Annotated in this window: 17 protein-coding genes; 15 read left to right on the forward strand and 2 right to left on the reverse strand. The window is 72.1% G+C overall.

Features of this window, described 5'->3' with window-relative positions; all coding sequences use genetic code 11:
- Positions 1-62: 62 nt before the first annotated feature.
- The 3 genes from SNE206_RS04985 to SNE206_RS04995 all read left to right on the forward strand — a co-directional run bounded on the left by SNE206_RS04985 (position 63) and on the right by SNE206_RS04995 (position 2804).
- A complete protein-coding gene (locus SNE206_RS04985) occupies positions 63-755 on the forward strand; it encodes a demethylmenaquinone methyltransferase (RefSeq protein WP_407912114.1) in 693 nt (230 codons plus the stop codon).
- A 130-nt stretch (positions 756-885) separates the two neighbouring features.
- Positions 886-2166: a geranylgeranyl reductase family protein gene (locus SNE206_RS04990; RefSeq protein ID WP_407912230.1), complete on the forward strand. Its 1281-nt coding sequence runs from the start codon at positions 886-888 to the stop codon at positions 2164-2166.
- A 92-nt stretch (positions 2167-2258) separates the two neighbouring features.
- On the forward strand, positions 2259-2804 hold the full coding sequence (locus SNE206_RS04995) for a DUF1707 and FHA domain-containing protein (RefSeq protein WP_407912115.1): 546 nt from the start codon (positions 2259-2261) through the stop codon (positions 2802-2804).
- Here the strand turns inward: SNE206_RS04995 and SNE206_RS05000 are convergent.
- Together SNE206_RS05000 and SNE206_RS05005 are read right to left on the reverse strand one after the other, a co-directional pair.
- The gene (locus SNE206_RS05000; RefSeq protein WP_407912116.1) at positions 2791-3297 is read right to left on the reverse strand and encodes a GNAT family N-acetyltransferase; all 507 of its coding nucleotides are present in this window, start codon (positions 3295-3297) and stop codon (positions 2791-2793) included. The genes SNE206_RS04995 and SNE206_RS05000 overlap by 14 nt on opposite strands.
- Before the next feature lie 7 nt (positions 3298-3304).
- Entirely contained in the window at positions 3305-3634 is a 330-nt protein-coding gene (locus tag SNE206_RS05005) for a MazG-like family protein (RefSeq protein WP_407912117.1), read from the reverse strand.
- A 211-nt stretch (positions 3635-3845) separates the two neighbouring features.
- On the opposite strand from SNE206_RS05005, the gene SNE206_RS05010 reads away from it, so the two are divergent.
- The 12 genes from SNE206_RS05010 to nuoK all read left to right on the forward strand — a co-directional run bounded on the left by SNE206_RS05010 (position 3846) and on the right by nuoK (position 16183).
- Positions 3846-4865 carry a DMT family transporter gene (locus SNE206_RS05010; protein ID WP_407912118.1) on the forward strand — a complete coding sequence of 340 codons (1020 nt, stop codon included), beginning with the start codon at positions 3846-3848 and terminating at the stop codon, positions 4863-4865.
- Between the two features lie 694 nt (positions 4866-5559).
- Positions 5560-5919 (forward strand): NADH-quinone oxidoreductase subunit A, encoded by a 360-nt coding sequence (locus SNE206_RS05015; RefSeq protein ID WP_014137597.1) that lies wholly within the window; start codon positions 5560-5562, stop codon positions 5917-5919.
- 60 nt (positions 5920-5979) lie between these two features.
- The gene (locus SNE206_RS05020; RefSeq protein WP_405011953.1) at positions 5980-6534 is read left to right on the forward strand and encodes a NuoB/complex I 20 kDa subunit family protein; all 555 of its coding nucleotides are present in this window, start codon (positions 5980-5982) and stop codon (positions 6532-6534) included.
- Positions 6531-7262 (forward strand): NADH-quinone oxidoreductase subunit C, encoded by a 732-nt coding sequence (locus SNE206_RS05025; RefSeq protein WP_407912119.1) that lies wholly within the window; start codon positions 6531-6533, stop codon positions 7260-7262. Before SNE206_RS05020 ends, SNE206_RS05025 begins: the two co-directional genes overlap by 4 nt.
- Positions 7262-8593, forward strand: coding sequence for an NADH-quinone oxidoreductase subunit D (locus SNE206_RS05030; protein ID WP_407912120.1), 1332 nt, complete (start codon positions 7262-7264; stop codon positions 8591-8593). The genes SNE206_RS05025 and SNE206_RS05030 overlap by 1 nt, the downstream gene beginning before the upstream one ends.
- Positions 8590-9330, forward strand: coding sequence for an NADH-quinone oxidoreductase subunit NuoE (gene nuoE / locus SNE206_RS05035; protein WP_407912121.1), 741 nt, complete (start codon positions 8590-8592; stop codon positions 9328-9330). Before SNE206_RS05030 ends, nuoE begins: the two co-directional genes overlap by 4 nt.
- Positions 9330-10688: an NADH-quinone oxidoreductase subunit NuoF gene (gene nuoF / locus SNE206_RS05040; RefSeq protein ID WP_407912122.1), complete on the forward strand. Its 1359-nt coding sequence runs from the start codon at positions 9330-9332 to the stop codon at positions 10686-10688. The genes nuoE and nuoF overlap by 1 nt, the downstream gene beginning before the upstream one ends.
- The gene (locus SNE206_RS05045; protein WP_407912123.1) at positions 10685-13123 is read left to right on the forward strand and encodes an NADH-quinone oxidoreductase subunit G; all 2439 of its coding nucleotides are present in this window, start codon (positions 10685-10687) and stop codon (positions 13121-13123) included. The genes nuoF and SNE206_RS05045 overlap by 4 nt, the downstream gene beginning before the upstream one ends.
- Positions 13123-14451, forward strand: coding sequence for an NADH-quinone oxidoreductase subunit NuoH (gene nuoH / locus SNE206_RS05050; RefSeq protein ID WP_407912124.1), 1329 nt, complete (start codon positions 13123-13125; stop codon positions 14449-14451). The genes SNE206_RS05045 and nuoH overlap by 1 nt, the downstream gene beginning before the upstream one ends.
- Before the next feature lie 6 nt (positions 14452-14457).
- Positions 14458-15042, forward strand: coding sequence for an NADH-quinone oxidoreductase subunit NuoI (gene nuoI / locus SNE206_RS05055; RefSeq protein ID WP_405011946.1), 585 nt, complete (start codon positions 14458-14460; stop codon positions 15040-15042).
- Positions 15039-15887: an NADH-quinone oxidoreductase subunit J gene (locus SNE206_RS05060; protein WP_407912125.1), complete on the forward strand. Its 849-nt coding sequence runs from the start codon at positions 15039-15041 to the stop codon at positions 15885-15887. The genes nuoI and SNE206_RS05060 overlap by 4 nt, the downstream gene beginning before the upstream one ends.
- Entirely contained in the window at positions 15884-16183 is a 300-nt protein-coding gene (gene nuoK, locus SNE206_RS05065; RefSeq protein ID WP_405011944.1) for an NADH-quinone oxidoreductase subunit NuoK, read from the forward strand. Before SNE206_RS05060 ends, nuoK begins: the two co-directional genes overlap by 4 nt.
- The last annotated feature ends 5 nt before the right edge of the window (positions 16184-16188 follow it).

Here is a 16188-nt window from a genome sequence, read left to right on the forward strand (position 1 = left end):
ACGCCGCGTCCCGAAACGCACCCGTCTCCCACGCCGTCGCACCCAGGGTGAACAATGGGGGCGTGACCCGAGCCTCTCTCGACAAGCAGCCCCACGAAGTCGCCGCCATGTTCGACGACGTCGCGGAGAAGTACGACCGCACCAACGACGTGCTCTCCCTCGGCCAGGCACGCGCCTGGCGGCGGGCGGTGGCCGACGCGGTCGGCGCCGAGCCGGGCCAGCTGATCCTCGACCTGGGGGCCGGCACCGGCACCTCCTCGCTGCCGTTCGCGGAGGCCGGGGCCAAGGTCGTGCCCTGCGACTTCTCCATCGGCATGCTCGCCGAGGGCAAGCGCCGCCACCCCGAGCTGGCGCTCACCGCCGGCGACGCCACCCGCCTGCCGTTCGCCGACGGCACCTTCGACGCCGTCACCATCTCCTTCGCGCTGCGCAACGTGCAGGACACCGACGCGGCCCTCGCCGAGATGCAGCGGGTGACCAGGCCCGGCGGCAAGATCGTCATCTGCGAGTTCTCCACCCCCACCTGGACGCCGTTCCGCACGGTCTACACCGAGTACCTGATGCGCGCCCTGCCGCCGGTCGCCTCCGCGGTCAGCAGCAACCCGGACGCCTACGTCTACCTCGCCGAGTCGATCCGCTCCTGGCCCGACCAGCCCGAGCTCGCGACGAAGCTGCAGCAGGCCGGCTGGACGAAGGTGGCCTGGCGCAACCTCACCGGCGGCATCGTCGCGCTGCACCGGGGCTTCAAGGCGTAGCCGGGCGTCCGGCCGCACCCGGCGGCACCCTCCCCGGGTGCTCCTCCGGCACGTGAGCGCTGGCTAGACTCGTCCACGCCCAGCCGTCCGCAGTGCAGGAGTGTGCCCCGTGTCCGAGACCGCAGCCGACCTGAGCGGCACCGTCGAGAGCACCGCTGACGTCATCGTCGTCGGCGCCGGCCCCGCGGGCTCCACCACGGCGTACTACCTGGCGCAGGCCGGGCTGGACGTGCTGCTGCTGGAGAAGACCGAGTTCCCGCGGGAGAAGATCTGCGGCGACGGCCTCACGCCGCGCGCCACCAAGCAGCTCGTCGACATGGGCATCGACGTCTCCACCGACAACGGCTGGCTCCACAACAAGGGCCTGCGGATCATCGGCGGCGGCGTCCGCCTGGAGCTCGACTGGCCCGAGCTGTCGTCGTTCCCCGACTACGGCCTCGTCCGCAAGCGCGCCGACTTCGACGAACTGCTCGCCCGTCAGGCCGTCAAGGCCGGCGCCCGGCTGTACGAGGCCTGCAACGTCAGCGGGCCCGTGCTCGACGAGCGCACCGGCCGGATCACCGGCGTCACCGCGAAGCTCGGCGAGGAGAAGCGCGCCGTCGAGTTCCGCGCGCCGCTGGTCGTCGCCGCCGACGGCAACTCCACCCGGCTCTCCGTCGCCATGGGCCTGCACCGCAGGGAGGACCGCCCGATGGGCGTCGCCTACCGCACGTACTTCACCTCGCCCCGCCACGACGACGACTACCTCGAATCCTGGCTGGAGCTGTGGGACACCCGCGGCGGCGAGCGGAAGCTCCTGCCCGGCTACGGCTGGATCTTCGGCATGGGCGACGGCACCTCCAACGTCGGCCTCGGCATCCTCGACTCCTCGCCCGCCTTCGGCGACCTCAACTGGCGCGAGGTGCTGAAGAGCTGGTGCGCCTCCATGCCCGAGGAGTGGGGCTACACGCCGGAGAACATGACCGACCCGATCCGCGGCGCCGCCCTCCCGATGGCGTTCAACCGCCAGCCGCACTACACCCGCGGCCTGCTGCTCGTCGGCGACGCGGGCGGCATGGTCAACCCGTTCAACGGCGAGGGCATCGCCTACGCCATGGAGTCCGGCCAGATCGCCGCCGGCGTCGTCGTCCAGGCCCTCGCCCGCATCACCGACCACGGCCGCGAGCGCGCCCTGCACCGCTACCCGCAGATCCTCAAGGACGTCTACGGCGGCTACTACACGCTCGGGCGCGGCTTCGTGAAGCTGCTCGGCAACCCGAAGATCATGCAGATGGCCGCCGAACGCGGCCTCACCCACCCGGTGCTGATGAAGTTCGTCCTCAAGCTGCTCGCCAACCTGACCGACCCCCAGGGCGGCGACGCGATGGACCGCATCATCAACGGCCTGGCCAAGGTCGCGCCGAACGCCTGACGGCCCGTCCCCGCCCGCCGCCCCACGGCCCCCCGGAACTCCACCGGGAGGGCCGCTGGACAGCGCCGACGGATGCGCCCGACAATCGCCCCATGGCGTCAGCAGAGTTCGGCACAGAGGTGGCCAGGCCGTCCGAGGCCGACCGCGAGCGGGCGCTCGGAGCGCTCCGCGACGGTGTCGGCACCGGGCGCCTCTCCCACGACACGTTCATGCGGCGGATGGAGCTCGTGCTCGTCGCCCGCACCCGCGCGGAGATCCAGGACGCCCTGACCGGCCTGCCGACCGGCGGACCGCTCGGCCGGCTGCTGCTGCGCGCCGTCGGCGGCGTCTCGGCGTTCAACGTCCGGCTGCGGCGCACCTGGCAGAACCAGCAGCTGCCCGAACTCGGCCTGCCGCAGCCCGGCCCCGCCCCGCTCCGGATCGGCCGCAACCACGGCTGCGGGCTGCGGCTGTCCGACTCCACCGTCTCCCGCGTGCACGCCGAACTCCGCCACCGGGACGGCGCCTGGGAGCTGCACGACCTGGGCTCGGCCAACGGCACGTACGTCAACGGGCGCCGGGTGACCGGGCCCGTCCGGGTGGGGCCCGGCGACCAGGTCGGCTTCGGCAGCACGTCGTTCCGCCTCAGCGGGCGCTGAGCGGGGCCTCCCAGCGGCGCTCCCCGTCGTGCACGCGGTCCGTCGGGTGCAGGCCCGCCGCGGCGGCCACCCGCTCCGAGGCCCGGTGCTCCGGGTGGACGTGCGCGACCACGAGCTCCGCACCGGCGTCCGCGAGGGCGCCGACGAGTGCCGTCGCCGCCTCGGCGGCGAGCCCGCGGCCCTGCCAGGGCGTGCCCACCACCCACGCCACCTCCGCGGTGCGCCCGCCGTCGGTGACGGTGGCCTGGACGTACCCGGCGAGCCGCCCGTCGGCGCGCAGCCGCAGCACGCGGTTGACCCAGCCGACGGCCGGGTCGGGGGAGCCCGCGGCGAGCCGCGCGTACCGGGCGCGGAGCTCCTCGACGCCGTACGGCGTGCCGCCGGTGAACGCGTACAGCGCCGGATCGGCCAGCACGGCGGCCATCTCCTCGGCGTGCGCGGGCCCCAGGGGCGGCAGTTCCAGCCGGGGCGTGGGGGCGACGGTCAGCAGCACGGTGTCGTCACGGCTCCCGGTGGGCGGCCAGCGACCGCTCCTCGATGGCGGTGAGCCGCCGGGCGAAGACCCCGGCCGCGTCGGGGGTGAGGGTGCGCAGCGCCACCAGGGCGGACACCACGACGTCGCACAGTTCCTTCTCGACGTCGTCCCAGCCGTTGGTGACCCCCTTGCGCGGGTTCTGTCCGGTTGCGCCGATCACCGCCTGGGCGACCTCGCCGGCCTCCTCGGAGAGCTTGAGGATGCGCAACAGCCGTTCCTCGCCCGGCGGCAGGGCGCTCGCCCCGTCCAGCCAGCCGACCAGCCGGTCGATGCTGTCCCAGCTGCTGCTCTCCATACGGGCGGCTCCTGTGCGGTGCGGTGGTCGCGGGGGCTCCCACCGTACGGGAGGCGCACGGCCGCGGGGGAGGGCGCAGGGGTGCCGGGGGGCGCCGGGAAAGCCGATTGATCGGCCTAGGCCCGGTGCGCGAGGATGGCCCGCCGGCACTGCGCCGGATCCGTCCGACGGCGTACGGGACTCCACCGCCCCGCCATCCCGGAGGATCCGCATGCGTGTCACCCCGCAGTCCGTCCGCGACCTGCCCGTCCTCGCCGTCGCCGTGGTGTGGGGGTCGAGCTTCCTCGCCGTGAAGCAGGTCGCCGACCCGGGCACGGTGGTGGCGGTGCTGGTGCTGCGCTTCGCCCTGGTGCTGCCGCTGCTCGGGGCCGCCGCGTGGCGCCCGCTGCGCGGGCTGAGCGCCCGCGAGTGGCGCGGCGGGGCGCTGCTGGGGCTCGTCCTGGCGGGCATCTTCCTGCTGGAGACGTACGGTGCGGTGCACACCTCGGCGACCAACGCGGGCCTGATCATCAGCCTCACGATGGTCTTCACGCCGCTCGCGGAGAGCGCGCTGCGGCGCACCGCGCCGTCGCGGGTGTTCCTCGCCGCGGCAGGGCTCTCGGTGCTCGGCGTCGCGCTGCTGACCGGCGGCGGGGGCCTGGAGGCGCCGGGCCCCGGCGACCTGCTGGTGCTGGGCGCGGCCGTGGTGCGGACGGTGAACGTGCTGGCGACGGCGCGCAGCCGGGCCGTGGCCGGCACCGACGTGCTGGCGCTGACCTGGGTGCAGCTCGCGACGGCGACCGCGGTCTTCGCGGCCGTCGCGCCCTTCGCGGGGCCGTCCCCGCTGGCGGTCGCGGCGTCCTTCGGCCCGGCGCAGTGGGGGTACCTGCTCCATCTGTCGCTGCTGTGCACGCTGTTCGCGTTCTTCGTGCAGATGTGGGCGGTGCGGTCGACGTCGCCGTCGCGGGTGAGCCTGCTGCTGGGCACCGAGCCGCTGTGGGCGGCGGTGTTCGGGGTGGCCCTGGCCGGCGACCACCTGGGCGTGGCCGGCGTGCTCGGTGCGCTGTGCGTGCTGGCGGGCACCGAGTGGGGCCGCCGTTCGGCGCCGGGTGCCGCGCCGGTGACGGACGCCGCGCTGCCGGAGGCCGGGGACGGCCGGGGCCACCGTCACGAAGTCCTGGCCGGCGTGCGGCACCGTGAGGCCGTGGCGGGCGGCAGCGGTGCGGACCGGCAGGCCGATCACGCCCGCTGAGCGGTGCGGGCGGGCCCGCACCCGCGGAGTGCCCCGCCGCGGTGTGCCCCTCCCCGGCGGCCGGGGCCCCGGCTCCTGGCTCCTGGCCCCCGGCTTCCGGCCCCGGATCCCGGCCCCGGCCGCCGCTCCGGGCCCCTGGAAGAGCCGCCGCAGCGCCGAGTTGCCGACGGGCCGGCCGATCACCCGGGGGCCGTCCGGCGGGCCGCCGCCGTCGCCCTCCTCGCCCTTCACGATCACCCTGCCGCGGGCCCGTCGGAGGGCCGCTTCGTGCGCTTGTGAAGGAAAGGTCAATCGGGCGCCGCAGCCCCACCCCCGGGAGGGTGAGTGGCTATATCACGTCAACTGGATCATGCAGAAATTTGCGGTAGGCGCTGCATGATTGATATAGCCGCAACGCTCTGACCAGTCGCTTCACCGGTGAATGCGACTGTTTGTGACCATTCGTGCCCTATGGGTGTTTGAGGTGCGACTCAGCCCGCTTGGTGGGTGTTTGCGAGGTGGCGCAGATCACAAAGATCGTTCAGAACCGCGTGTCGCAGATCACAAGCCGACAGGCATAGGATGCGGGCGATCCGGGCTTTGTGAACTGCCTCACATGGAGGTGATCTCACGAAGTGGATCACGGGTTCACCGCAGTGTGACCTGGTAGTTCCTATCTGCAGTCAAGGACGACTGGACGGAGGGAGCGGGGGCTATGAATGCCTACGCGCCGATCCTCGTACTCGGTGCCATCGCGGCGGCGTTCGCGGTCGGCTCCGTCGTGATGGCCTCGCTGACCGGCCCGAAGCGCTACAACCGGGCCAAGTTGGAGGCGTACGAGTGCGGTATCGAGCCGACCCCGCAGCCGGTGGGCGGCGGTCGGTTCCCGATCAAGTACTACCTGACGGCGATGCTCTTCATCGTCTTCGACATCGAGATCGTCTTCCTCTACCCCTGGGCGGTCAGCTTCGACGCCCTGGGGATCTTCGGGCTGGTCGAGATGCTCCTGTTCATCGCCACCGTCTTCGTCGCGTACGCCTATGTCTGGCGTCGCGGCGGTCTGGAGTGGGACTGACCGCTGACTTTGTGAACGGGCGGACAAGCCACCGGACTTGAGGGCATTGAGAGGGATCTGATGGGTATCGAGGAGAAGCTGCCGAGCGGCTTTCTGCTCACCAGCGTGGAGGCCGCCGCTGGGTGGGTGCGGAAGGCGTCGGTCTTTCCCGCCACCTTCGGTCTGGCCTGCTGCGCGATCGAGATGATGACGACCGGCGCCGGCCGCTACGACCTGGCCCGGTTCGGCATGGAGGTGTTCCGCGGCTCGCCGCGGCAGGCCGACCTGATGATCGTCGCCGGACGCGTCAGCCAGAAGATGGCGCCGGTGCTGCGGCAGGTCTACGACCAGATGCCGAACCCGAAGTGGGTCATCTCGATGGGCGTCTGCGCCTCCTCGGGAGGCATGTTCAACAACTACGCGATCGTCCAGGGCGTCGACCACATCGTCCCCGTCGACATCTACCTGCCGGGCTGTCCGCCCCGCCCGGAGATGCTGCTGGACGCGATCATCAAGCTCCACGACAAGATCCAGCACGAGAAGCTCGGCGTGAACCGCCGCCGCGAGGAGGAGCAGGCCGAGGAGTTCGCCCTGCAGGCCACCCCGGTCAGCGAGATGCGGGGGCTGCTGCGATGAGCGAGCCCGGCACCACCCCGCCCGGCGGCACCCCCGAGACCGTGCCCGCCACCCGCAAGGAGATCCCGGTCGAGGTCGTCGGCCGCCGCCAGGGCATGTTCGGCGCCCAGGGCACCGGTGACACCTCCGGCTTCGGCGGCCTCGCCCGCCCGATCGTCCTGCCGCCCGCGAGCACCCGCCCGTACGGCGGCTGGTTCGACGAGGTCGCCGACGAGCTGGAGGGCGCCCTGGAGGAGCAGGGCCTCGACCCGGCGGAGGTCATCGAGAAGACCGTCGTCGACCGCGGCGAACTCACCTTCTCCGTCGCCCGCGAGCACCTCCTGCAGACCGCCCGCACCCTGCGCGACGACCCCGCGCTCCGCTTCGAGCTGTGCCTCGGCGTGAGCGGCGTCCACTACCCGGCCGACACCGGCCGCGAACTGCACGCCGTCTACCACCTGCGTTCGATCACCCACAACCGGCTGATCCGCATCGAGGTCACCGCGCCGGACGCCGACCCGCACGTGCCGTCCGTCGTCAGCGTGTACCCCACCAACGACTGGCACGAGCGCGAGGCCTACGACTTCTTCGGCCTCGTCTTCGACGGCCACCCCGCCCTCACCCGGATCATGATGCCCGACGACTGGCTGGGCCACCCGCAGCGCAAGGACTACCCGCTCGGTGGCATCCCCGTCGAGTACAAGGGCGCCCAGATCCCGGCGCCCGACCAGCGGAGGTCGTACAGCTGATGACCACTCAACACTTCGAAGAGGCCGGCGCCCGCGACACCACCGAGGGGCGCGTCTTCACCGTCACCGGCGGCGACTGGGGCGAGGTCGTCGACGCCGTCGCCCGCGCCGACGACGAGCGGATCATCGTCAACATGGGCCCGCAGCACCCGTCCACGCACGGCGTGCTCCGGCTCATCCTGGAGATCGACGGCGAGACGGTCACCGAGGCCCGCTGCGGCATCGGCTACCTGCACACCGGCATCGAGAAGAACATGGAGTTCCGGAACTGGGTCCAGGGCACCACCTTCGTGACCCGCATGGACTACCTGACGCCGCTGTTCAACGAGACCGCCTACTGCCTCGCCGTCGAGAAGCTCCTCGGCATCACCGACGACGTACCCGAGCGCGCGAGCGTCGTCCGCGTTCTCATGATGGAGCTCAACCGCATCTCCTCGCATCTCGTGGCGCTCGCCACCGGCGGCATGGAGATCGGCTCCACCACCCTGATGATCTACGGCTTCCGCGACCGCGAGCTGATCCTCGACGTCTTCGAACTCGTCACCGGCCTGCGGATGAACCACGCGTACATCCGCCCCGGCGGCCTCGCCCAGGACCTGCCGCCCGGCGCCGTCGACCAGATCCGCGAAGCGGTCAAGCTCTTCCGCTCCCGCATGCACGAGTACGACAAACTCGCCACCACCAACCCGGTGTTCAAGGCCCGGCTGGTCGACGTCGGCCACCTCGACCTGGCGGGCTGCCTCGCCCTCGGCGCCACCGGCCCGATCCTGCGCGCCACCGGCCTGCCGCACGACCTCCGCAAGTCCGACCCGTACTGCGGGTACGAGAACTACGACTTCGAGGTCGCCACCGCCGACACCGCCGACTCCTACGGCCGCTTCATCATCCGGCTGGAGGAGATGAAGGAGTCGCTGCGGATCGTCGAGCAGTGCCTCGACCGGCTCGCCCCCGGCCCGGTCATGGTCGGCGACAAGAAGATCGCCTGGCCCGCCCAGCTCGCCGTCGGCCCCGACGGCATGGGCAACTCCCTCGACCACATCCGGAAGATCATGGGCACCTCCATGGAGGCCCTGATCCACCACTTCAAGCTGGTCACCGAGGGCTTCCGGGTGCCCGTCGGCCAGGCCTACGCGGCCGTCGAATCGGCCAAGGGCGAACTCGGGGTGCACGTGGTCAGCGACGGAGGCACCCGGCCCTACCGGGTCCACTTCCGCGACCCCTCGTTCACCAACCTGCAGACGATGGCGGCGATGTGCGAGGGCGGCCAGATCGCCGACGTCATCGTCGCAGTGGCCGGGATCGACCCGGTGATGGGAGGCGTGGACCGGTGACCAACGTCGAACTCGGGCTGCCGGCACTGCCGGCCAAGCCCTACCCCGCGGAGGTGCACCAGCGCCTCGCCGCCGACGCCGCCGAACTCGTCGGCCGCTACCCCCAGGCCCGCTCCGCACTGCTCCCGCTCCTGCACCTCGTGCAGGCCGAGGACGGCTGCGTCACCCCGACCGGCATCCGCTTCTGCGCCGAGCAGCTCGACCTCACCACCGCCGAGGTCACCGCCGTCGCCACCTTCTACACGATGTACCGCCGCCGGCCCGCCGGCGACTACCACGTGGGCGTCTGCACCAACACCCTGTGCGCCGTCCTCGGCGGCGACCAGATCTTCGACGAGCTCAAGCAGCACCTCGGCGTCGACAACAACGAGACCACCGCCGACGGCGCGATCTCCATCGAGCACATCGAGTGCAACGCGGCCTGCGACTACGCCCCCGTGGTGATGGTCAACTGGGAGTTCTTCGACAACCAGACGCCCGACAGCGCCCGCAAGCTCGTCGACGACCTCCGGGCCGGCCGCGAGGTCAGCCCCACCCGCGGCGCCAAGCTCTGCTCGTTCAAGGAGACCTCCCGCATCCTCGCCGGCTTCGCCGACGCCCGCCCCGGCGCCGTCGACGAGTCCGGCGCCGGCGGGGACGCCTCCCTCGCCGGCCTCCGCCTCGCCAAGGGCGAGGCCCTGCCCGGTACCCCGGGCGCCAAGGTGGTCGCCCCCCGGCACGAAGGGACCGAAGCGTGATGACCTCCGCCGAACCGGCCGAGAAGCTCCTGACGCCGGTCCTCTCCGCATCCTGGGACGACGACCGCCCCTGGACCCTCGCCACGTACCTCCGCCACGACGGCTACGCCGGCCTGCGCGCCGCCCTCGCCATGCCGCCCGACGACGTCATCGCCCTCGTCAAGGACTCCGGTCTCCGCGGCCGCGGCGGCGCCGGCTTCCCCACCGGCATGAAGTGGCAGTTCATCCCGCAGAACGACGGCAAGCCGCACTACCTCGTCGTCAACGCCGACGAGTCCGAGCCGGGCACCTGCAAGGACATCCCGCTGCTCTTCGCCAACCCGCACAGCCTGATCGAAGGCATGATCATCGCGTCGTACGCGATCCGCTGCAACCACGCCTTCATCTACCTGCGCGGCGAGGTCGTGCCCGTGCTGCGGCGCCTCCAGGCCGCCGTCGCCGAGGCCTACGAGGCCGGCTACCTCGGCAAGGACGTCCTCGGCTCCGGCACCGACCTCGACATCACCGTGCACGCCGGCGCCGGCGCGTACATCTGCGGCGAGGAGACCGCCCTCCTCGACTCCCTGGAGGGCCGCCGCGGCCAGCCCCGGCTGCGCCCGCCGTTCCCCGCCATCGCCGGCCTGTACGCCTGCCCGACCGTCGTCAACAACGTCGAGTCGATCGCGTCCGTGCCGCCGATCCTCAGCCGGGGCAAGGAGTGGTTCAAGGGCCTCGGCAGCGAGAAGTCACCCGGCTTCACGCTCTACTCGCTCTCCGGCCACGTCACCAACCCCGGCCAGTACGAGGCGCCGCTCGGCATCACCCTGCGCCAGCTCCTCGACATCACCGGCGGCGTCCGCGCCGGCCACCGGCTCAAGTTCTGGACCCCGGGCGGCTCGTCCACCCCGATGTTCACCGACGCCCACCTCGACGTGCCCCTCGACTACGAGGGCGTCGCCGCCGCCGGCTCCATGCTCGGCACCAAGGCCCTCCAGGTCTTCGACGAGACCACCTGCGTGGTCCGCGCCGTCACCCGGTGGACCGAGTTCTACGCCCACGAGTCGTGCGGCAAGTGCACGCCCTGCCGCGAGGGCACCTACTGGCTCGTCCAGCTCCTCAAGCGGATCGAGGCGGGCCAGGGCCACGAGGGCGACCTGGAGAAGCTCCTCGACATCGCCGACAACATCAACGGCAAGTCCTTCTGCGCGCTCGGCGACGGCGCCGCCAGCCCCATCGTCTCCTCGCTCCAGTACTTCCGCGAGGAGTACGAGCAGCACATCACCGAGCGCCGCTGCCCGCTCGACCCGGCCGCCTCCACCGTCTGGGCCGGCCGGGCCACCACCCACGAGTCCGCCACCGAGAGGGAGGTGCACGCGTGACCGTCACCGAGACAAGCACCGACCTCGTCACGCTCACCATCGACGGCGTCGAGGTCCAGGTGCCCAAGGGCACCCTGGTCATCCGCGCCGCCGAGCAGATCGGCACCCAGATCCCGCGCTTCTGCGACCACCCGCTGCTCGACCCCGCCGGCGCCTGCCGCCAGTGCATCGTCGAGATCGAGGGCCAGCGCAAGCCGGTCGCGTCGTGCACGATCCCGGTCGCCGACGGCATGGTGGTGCGCACCCACCTCAGCTCGCCCGTCGCCGAGAAGGCCCAGCGCGGCGTCATGGAGCTGCTGCTGATCAACCACCCGCTCGACTGTCCGGTCTGCGACAAGGGCGGCGAATGCCCCCTGCAGAACCAGGCCATGTCGACCGGCGACACCGACACCCGCTTCGACGGCATGAAGCGCACCTACGCCAAGCCCGTGCCGATCTCCGCCCAGGTGCTGCTCGACCGCGAGCGCTGCGTGCTCTGCGCCCGCTGCACCCGCTTCTCCCAGCAGATCGCCGGCGACCCCTTCATCGACCTCGTCGAACGCGGCGCCCTCCAGCAGGTAGGCACCGGAGAGGGCGACGACTTCCACTCGTACTTCTCCGGCAACACCATCCAGATCTGCCCGGTCGGCGCACTCACCTCCGCCGCCTACCGCTTCCGCTCCCGCCCGTTCGACCTCGTCTCCTCCCCGAGCGTCTGCGAGCACTGCTCGTCCGGCTGCTCGCTGCGCACCGACCACCGCCGCGGCAAGGTCATGCGCCGCCTCGCCGGCGAGGAGCCGGAGGTCAACGAGGAGTGGAGCTGCGACAAGGGCCGGTTCGCGTTCCGCTACGCCCAGCAGCGCGACCGCCTCGGCACCCCGCTCGTCCGCGACCCCGCCAGCGGTGAACTCGTCACCGCCTCCTGGCCCGAGGCCCTCGCCCGCGCCGCCGAAGGCCTGCGCGGCGCCCGCACGGGCGTCCTCGCGGGCGGCCGCACCACCGTCGAGGACGCCTACGCGTACGGCAAGTTCGCCCGGGTCGTGCTCGGTACCAACGACGTCGACTTCCGGGCCCGCCCGCACAGCGCCGAGGAGGCCGACTTCCTGGCCGCCGCCGTCGCCGGGCACGGCGTCGACCTCGACGGCACCGGCGTCTCCTACGCCGCACTGGAGGACGCCCCGGCGGTCCTCCTCGCCGGGCTGGAGCCCGAGGAGGAGTCGCCGATCGTCTTCCTGCGCCTGCGCAAGGCCGTCCGCGCCAAGGGCCAGCGGGTGTACGCGATCGCCACCCACGCCACCCGCGGCCTGACCAAGCTGCGCGGGGCCCTGCTGCCCGCAGCCCCCGGCACCGAGGCCGAGTGGCTGGCCGCGCTGGCCGGCGACGAGGTGCTCGCCGACGACGCCGGCCGGGCCGCCGACGCGCTCCGCTCGCCCGGCTCGGTGATCCTCGTCGGCGAGCGGCTCGCCGCCGTCACCGGCGGCCTCACCGCCGCCCTGAAGCTCGCCCACGCGACCGGCGCGACGCTCGCCTGGATCCCCCGCCGGGCCGGCGAGCGCGGTGCCGTCGAGGCCGGCGCACTGCCCGGGCTGCTGCCCGGCGGCCGCCCGGTGACGGTGCTCGCCGCCCGCGCCGAGGCCGCCGCCGTCTGGGGCGTGCCCGGCCTGCCGTCCCGGCTCGGCCGCGACACCGACCAGATCCTGGCCGCCGCCGCCGGCGGCGACCTCGACGCGCTGCTCGTCGGCGGTGTCGGACTCGACGACCTGCCGGACCCGGCGCTCGCCGACGAGGCGCTGACCCGCGCCGCGTTCGTCGTCTCCCTGGAGCTGCGGCCGTCCCCCGTCACCGCGCACGCCGACGTGGTGCTGCCGGTCGCCGCGGTCGCCGAGAAGGCCGGCACCTTCCTCGACTGGGAGGGCCGGGCCCGGATGTTCGAGTCGGCGCTCAAGCCCGACCAGCTGATGCAGCGCCAGCTGCACTCCGACATCCGGGTGCTGAACATGCTGGCCGACGCGCTCGGCACGCCGCTCGGCCTGCCGGACGTCCGCGCCGCCCGCCTGGAGCTCGACCGCCTCACCCCCTGGACGGGCGACCGCACGGCGGCCCCCTCCACGCATCCCGCCCCGCTGCCCCGCCCGGCCACCGGCCAGGCCGTGCTCGCCGGCCACCGGATGCTGCTCGACCACGGCTCCCTCCAGGACGGCGACACCCACCTCGCCGCCACCCGGCACCCCGTCGTCGCCCGGATCTCGCCGACCACGGCCGCCGAGATCGGCGCGGGCGCGGCACTGCGGGTCACCGGCCCGGCCGGCTCCCTGGTGCTGCCGCTGGAGATCACCGACGGGCTGCCCGACCGCACCGTCTGGCTGCCCCTCAACTCCACCCCGGGCGGCGCGCGGCGCACGCTCGGCACCACCGTCGGCCACCTGGTCACCATCGCCCCGGCACAGGAGGCGTGATGCACACTCTCGCTGCCTACGAGACCCTCGGCTTCTTCGGCCGCGACCCCTGGTGGCTGGTGCTGCTGAAGGCGGTCTTCTGCTTCGCGTTCCTGGTCGGCACCGTGCTGATCGCGATCGTCTGGGAGCGCAAGGTCGTCGCCTGGATGCAGCTGCGCATCGGCCCGAACCGGCACGGCCCCTGGGGCCTGCTGCAGTCGCTCGCCGACGGCATCAAGCTGGCCCTCAAGGAGGACCTGGTCGTCACCGGGGCCGACAAGGTGGTCTACGTCCTGGCGCCGATCGTCGCGGCGATCCCCGCGTTCATGGCCTTCGCGGTGATCCCGTTCGGCCCGGCCGACAACGAGGTGTCGATCTTCGGCACCCGCACCCCGCTGCAGCTCACCGACCTGCCGATCGCCCTGCTGTACATCCTGGCGACCGCCTCCGTCGGCATCTACGGCATCGTGCTGGCCGGCTGGTCGTCCGGGTCGACGTACCCGCTGCTCGGCGGCATCCGTTCCTCCGCCCAGATGATCAGCTACGAGATCGCGATGGGCCTGTCGTTCGCGGCGGTCTTCATCTACTCCGGCTCGATGTCGACCTCGGAGATCGTCGCCTCGCAGCAGCCCACGTGGTTCGCCGTGCTGCTGCCGGTGTCGTTCATCGTCTACGTCGTCGCGATGGTCGGCGAGACCAACCGGGCGCCGTTCGACCTCCCGGAGGCCGAGGGCGAGCTGGTCGGCGGCTTCAACACCGAGTACTCCTCGCTGAAGTTCGCGATGTTCATGCTCGCCGAGTACGTCAACATGGTCACCGTCTCCGCGGTCGCGGCCACGCTCTTCCTCGGCGGCTGGCGCGCCCCCTGGCCGATCTCGACCTTCTGGGAGGGCGCCAACCACGGCTGGTGGCCGATGCTGTGGATCGTCCTGAAGATCCAGCTCCTGCTGTTCTTCTTCATCTGGCTGCGCGGCACCCTGCCCCGCCTGCGCTACGACCAGTTCATGAAGCTCGGGTGGAAGGTCCTCATCCCGGTCTCGCTGGTGTGGCTGGTGATGGTGGCCAGCGTCCGGGCGCTGCGCAACGAGGGCTACGACTTCGCCAACGTGGTGCTGTACGTGGGCGCGCCGATCGCCGCGGTGCTGCTGCTGGCCCTGGTCCGGGACCTCGTGCGGCGCAAGCCCGAGGCCGAACAGCCCGCCGTGCCCGCCGCGTTCGACCCGATGGCGGGCGGCTACCCGGTGCCGCCGCTGCCCGGCCAGGAACTGCCGCCGGTGCCCCGCCGGCGCAGTCGCGCCCCGCAACTCCAGGACGCCCTCAACGGGGCCGACCATTCCGAAGGGAGCTGAGCCGGTATGCCGTCCGACGACACGGACAAGCCCTCGATCCTCGGCCCGGCCGCCGGCTTCGGCGTGACCTTCAAGGCCATGTTCAAGAAGCGGCTCACCGAGCAGTACCCGGAGCAGAAGAAGGACACCGCTCCCCGCTTCCACGGTCGCCACCAGCTGAACCGGCACCCCGACGGCCTGGAGAAGTGCGTCGGCTGCGAGCTGTGCGCCTGGGCCTGCCCGGCCGACGCCATCTACGTCGAGGGCGCCGACAACCACGACGACGAGCGGTACTCGCCCGGCGAGCGGTACGGCGCCGTCTACCAGATCAACTACGCCCGCTGCATCCTGTGCGGCCTGTGCATCGAGGCCTGCCCGACGCGGGCGCTCACCATGACCAACGAGTACGAGCTGGCCGACTCCTCCCGGGCCGACCTGATCTTCACCAAGGAGCAGCTGCTCGTCGGGCTCACCGAGGGGATGGTCGACAGTCCGCACGCCATCCACCCCGGCACCGACGAACAGGCCTACTACCGGGGCGAGATCACCGCGGCGGCGCCCGGCACGGTGCAGCAGGAGCGGCACCAGCACGAGAAGGAGGCGCAGTCATGACCTCCACCGGAGAGGCCGTCCAGTTCTGGATCCTCGCGGTGATCGCCGTCGGCGGTGCGCTCGGCATGCTGCTGATGAAGAAGGCGGTGCACAGCGCACTCTGCCTCGCCGCGACGATGCTGGCGCTGGCGGTCTGCTACCTGGCGCAGGGCGCGGTGTTCCTGGGCGTGGTGCAGATCGTCGTCTACACCGGCGCGATCATGATGCTCTTCCTGTTCGTCGTGATGCTGGTCGGCGTCACGAGCGCCGACTCGCTGAAGGAGCAGCTGAAGGGCCAGCGGGTCGCCGCGGTGCTCTGCGGGCTGGGCTTCGGCGTGGTGCTCGTCGCCGGCCTCGCCAACGCCAAGCTGAAGGACTTCACCGGCCTCTCCGAGGCCAACGCCGAAGGCAACGTGCAGGGCCTGGCCCGGCTCATCTTCACCAAGTACGTCTGGGCGTTCGAGGTGACCGGCGCACTGCTGATCACCGCGGCGATCGGCGCCATGGTGCTCACCCACCGCGAGCACGTGAAGGCCCCGAAGACCCAGCGCGAGCTGGCCGCGCAGCGCGTCCGCGACAACATCCAGGTGCCGCCGATGCCCGCCCCCGGCGTGTACGCCCGGCACAACGCGGTCGACGTGCCGGGCCTGCTGCCCGACGGCACGGTCGCCGAGGACTCGGTGATGGCCACCCTGCGCGAGCGCGGCCAGATCCGCGACGTCAGCCAGGAGATGCTCCGGCGGATGGCCGAGCTGGAGGAGACCACCGCCGACCGGCTCGGCCGCGCCCCCTCGTCCCGCCCGACGCCCCCCGAGCCGCGCAAGGCTCTGGAGACCGTCCCGAAGAAGGAGGAGGGCGAGGCGTGAACCCGGTCAACTACCTGTATCTCTCCGCCCTGTTGTTCACCATCGGCGCGTCCGGTGTGCTCGTCCGGCGGAACGCGATCGTGCTGTTCATGTGCGTGGAGCTGATGCTCAACGCCTCGAACCTCGCCCTGGTCACCTTCTCCCGGATGCACGGCAACCTGGACGGCCAGATCATCGCCTTCTTCACCATGGTGGTCGCGGCGGCCGAGGTCGTGGTCGGCCTCGCCATCATCGTGAGCATCTTCCGGACCAGGCACACCGCCTCGGTCGACGACAGCAACCTGATGAAGCTGTAGGCGGA

This window comes from Kitasatospora sp. NE20-6 (assembly GCF_045862635.1).